General features: G+C 70.1%; 1 protein-coding gene. It reads left to right on the forward strand.

Annotated elements, in window-relative coordinates:
- Positions 1-418, forward strand: a 418-nt coding sequence (locus AB1L30_RS00575) for a ZIP family metal transporter (protein ID WP_367011407.1), incomplete at both ends; no start/stop codon positions are given.

The raw sequence follows: 418 nt of genomic DNA on the forward strand, positions 1-418 counted from the left end.
CCCGAAGGGCTGGCGCTCGGCGTCGCCTTCGGAGCCACCCAGCACGGGTCGATCGACGGCTCGCTCGGGAGGGCGATCGCCCTGGCCATCGGCATCGGCCTCCAGAATTTCCCGGAAGGGATCGCCGTCGCGCTCCCGCTCCGGGCCGAGGGGGTCGGTCGCCTCAAGGCATTCTGGTACGGCCAGCTTTCCGCGATCGTCGAGCCGATGGCCGCCCTCCTGGGAGCGGCGGCCGTCCTGTTCATCGAGCCGATCCTGCCCTACACCCTCGCCTTCGCCGCCGGGGCCATGATCTACGTCGTGGTCGAGGAGCTGGTCCCCGAGAGCCAGCAGCACGGCAATACCGACCTCGCCACGCTGGGGACGATGGCCGGTTTCGCCGTCATGATGGTGCTCGACCGCCATCCCCGAGATGCGC

This window comes from Bremerella sp. JC817, assembly GCF_040718835.1.
Taxonomy (GTDB): domain Bacteria; phylum Planctomycetota; class Planctomycetia; order Pirellulales; family Pirellulaceae; genus Bremerella.